Annotated in this window: 3 protein-coding genes and 1 tRNA gene; 1 reads left to right on the forward strand and 3 read right to left on the reverse strand. The window is 46.9% G+C overall.

Going from position 1 to position 2732, the window contains the following annotated elements; genetic code table 11:
* The coding region (locus tag L5656_RS11175; RefSeq protein ID WP_297202960.1) for a hypothetical protein at positions 1–305 on the forward strand (305 nt) is incomplete at its 5' end.
* 90 nt (positions 306–395) lie between these two features.
* On the opposite strand, the gene L5656_RS11180 is transcribed toward L5656_RS11175, so the two are convergent.
* From L5656_RS11180 to L5656_RS11190, 3 genes are all read right to left on the reverse strand, one after another.
* Positions 396–471, reverse strand: a tRNA-Glu gene (locus L5656_RS11180).
* A gap of 164 nt (positions 472–635) precedes the next feature.
* Entirely contained in the window at positions 636–1409 is a 774-nt protein-coding gene (locus L5656_RS11185; RefSeq protein ID WP_366018323.1) for a sulfite exporter TauE/SafE family protein, read from the reverse strand.
* 159 nt (positions 1410–1568) lie between these two features.
* Positions 1569–2732, reverse strand: a 1164-nt coding sequence (locus L5656_RS11190; protein ID WP_297202964.1) for a dicarboxylate/amino acid:cation symporter, incomplete at its 5' end; no start/stop codon positions are given.

Raw genomic sequence — 2732 nt, forward strand, 5'->3', positions numbered from 1 at the left:
TTGGCCGGAAGGTAGCCCTGGCCCACGCGCCAGTTAAAGAAGGCTCTGAGGTATTTGAGCTTTGTGTTGCGATACCCAGGCGAACAGGGTTGGCTGAAATAGCGGAATACGGCCTTCTGCAGTGCTTCATAGTGAAGCGCGGAAGCATTACTGAGGCTGGGACTGGCCTTGAGGAAAGCTTCCACATGGGAGTGGTATTCGTCAAGGGTGCGCTCTGCCGCATCGTCGGCCTGCTTGAAAAGCAGGAACTCCTCCAGGGCCTGGCGCAGGTCCATTGCTCTGGGGCTGAGCTGGGTGACTTTTAGGCACAATAAAAACCTCCCTTGTTCAGCGCCCCTGGACTTGGCACTTTTACAGGGAGGTTAGCCCGGCCTGAAGCCTTGATTTTCAAAGGCTGGTAGCCCTACGGGGATTCGAACCCCGGTTTCCGCCGTGAGAGGGCGGCGTCCTAGTCCACTAGACGATAGGGCCCTGCACCGCTTTGATTATATCATGTTTGCCTCATTTCGTCAATCCTCCACGGGCGGTCCTGCCGGGAAAATCACTGTCCGGCAGGCAGCAGAACTTCTTGGGTTAAGCGAGCGCCAGGTGTTCCGCCCTAAGGGAGGAATAAAAAAAAGAAGGGGCTGACATGTCTATTGACATCCTCCACGGGCTTGGACAAGGTGAATTAAATCTAAAAGCTGCCTTCCAATTAAAGTAAAAGTTATGAGGATAAACATTAACCGGACGTAACTTGTTCCTTTACGGATTGCCAATCGTGAACCTATAAGCGCTCCAGCAACCATAGCTACTCCCATTGTTACTCCGTAGTGATAATTTACAGCATCCATGAGCATAAAAGTTATTAGCGCGGCTGTGTTACTAGCAAAGTTTAATACTTTGGCGTTGCCTGCGGCAGCTACAAAGTCGAACCCGAACAGGAGGAAAATAAAAATTAAAAAGGAGCCTGTGCCCGGGCCAAAGAACCCGTCATAAAAACCCAATCCTACTGCCACCATAATACCTGACCATATAATCTTTTTCTTCGCTTTTAAATAATAGCTAGAAACATTGCCCCAGTCTTTTTTCAGTAAAGTATATATAGCCACACCAAGGAGTAAAAGGGTTATCAGTGTTTTCAAAATATGAGGAGGAATGTATATCACCGTACGGGCGCCTAGGACTGCTCCGAGCGCAGAAAAAGGGATAAGGTATTTAATAAGTGATAAGTCTACCTTACCAGAAAAGGTAAAAGAAGCAGCACTAGTTAAGGTACCCATAGTACCAGCAAATTTGTTCGTTCCTAAAACTAAATCTGGAGGTAAACCCGTAAGCAATAGCGCAGGAATAGAAATCAACCCACCGCCACCAACAACCGAATCTATGAATCCGGCTAAAAAACCGGTAGCTGCGATGAATAAGAACATCAACAGGTTTTCGCCTACCGTACCGTGCACCCCCCTACAGGGTAATAGTATAAGTTTGCGGGCAAACTTCCAGTATATTCTAAGGTAAAACGTTTAGGTAAAATAGAAAAAAGAAGGCCGAGAACCGACCTTCAACGGTTATACATAGGTATTGGGTTTCTAGGCCTCTAGATGCTCTTGGGAACTAATTAGTTCTCCTTCTGACTTCGCAACAACCACGGCACCCACTGCATCACCTAGAATATTTAGGGGTGTCCTAGCCATATCTAATATGCGGTCAACGCCGGCAACCAGGGCAATACCTTCCATGGGAAGTCCTACGGCCTGAAATACCATTGTCATGACAATCAAGGCAGCGCCGGGTACGCCCACAGAGCCTATAGAAGCGAGGATGGCCATTAAAACAATCGTTAATTGCTGGTTCAAGCTAAGAGGCATCCCATATACCTCGGATATGAAAATGGCAGCAATTCCTAGATATATTACAGCTCCGTCCATGTTGACGGTGTTACCTAAGGGAATCGTAAAGCTGCTGATCCCTCGTGGTACACCTAGTTTTTCTACCGAGCGGAGATTTAAAGGTAAAGCGGCAGCGCTGGAGCAGGTCGTAAAGGCTACTAGAAGCGGTTCAGCTACTGCCTTGAAGAAGCTTCCTAACGGCATCCGCGCGACGAAGCGGATGAAAGAACCATAAACAATTAAAGCATGTAATAATGCTACAGCGTATACAACAAGAATCAATTTGATTAAAGGGAGCAATACTTTTATCCCGTGGACACCCACGGTGACCGCAATTAACGCAAAAACGCCATAAGGAGCATACTCCATTACATATCCTGTAACTTTAATCATAACATTCATCGTCGTTTCAAAGAAGTTTAGCACTGGACGGCCATTTTCACCTAAAGAGCTTAAAGCAAACCCAAAGATTATAGAGAAGAAGATAATCGGAAGCAAATCTCCTTTAGCAATAGCCTCTATAGGGTTAATGGGAACAATGTTAAGTAGAGTTTGGACCATTGAAGGAGGCGTTACCTCTTTGGCCTGCAGCCCTTGGGTGCTGAGGTTCACACCCAGTCCAGGATGGACAATATTAGCTATTAACAGCCCAAGGGTTACAGCCACCGCCGTGGTGAAAAAGTAGTACACCAAAATCTTGACCGCTACTCGGCCAAACTTTGCGGTATCGCCCATTCCAGCAGCTCCAGCAATTAAGGATGAGACCACCAAAGGAACAACAACCATGCGGATCAACCGGATAAACAGGTCACCAAAAGGCTGTAATATTTTAGCGTTCCATCCGCTGAACTGGAATATAAGGCC

It is taken from the genome of Thermanaeromonas sp. (assembly GCF_021890735.1).
GTDB lineage: Bacteria > Bacillota > DSM-521 > Neomoorellales > Neomoorellaceae > Thermanaeromonas.